We start from the raw sequence: 283 nt of genomic DNA, 5'->3' as shown, positions 1-283 counted from the left end.
GGATCACCGTAGGCATCATTTTCGGTGGGCGGCTCGGATATGCCCTCTTCTACCAGCCAGACCACTTCTTGAACGAGCCGCTCGCCTTCTTTCGGCTATGGGAAGGAGGAATGTCGTTCCACGGCTGTCTGATCGGCACGATCGTGGCCATGATGGCGTTCTCCTGGAAACGCGGCCTTCCATTGATGTCGCTTTTCGACGTCGTATCGACCGCCGTCCCCTTCGGCCTCTTTTTCGGCCGGATCGCCAATTTCATCAACGGCGAGCTCTTCGGGCGCCCGAC

Annotated in this window: 1 protein-coding gene; it reads left to right on the top strand. The window is 59.0% G+C overall.

Features of this window, described 5'->3' with window-relative positions:
- Positions 1-2 precede the first annotated feature (2 nt).
- Positions 3-283: prolipoprotein diacylglyceryl transferase family protein (locus CH341_RS32320; protein WP_342635049.1), on the top strand; the 281-nt coding region annotated here is incomplete at its 3' end.

The organism is Rhodoplanes roseus, assembly GCF_003258865.1.
GTDB lineage: Bacteria > Pseudomonadota > Alphaproteobacteria > Rhizobiales > Xanthobacteraceae > Rhodoplanes > Rhodoplanes roseus.
Note: the sequence above shows the minus strand (reverse complement) of the source record. Positions and strands in the feature narration are given on the sequence as shown.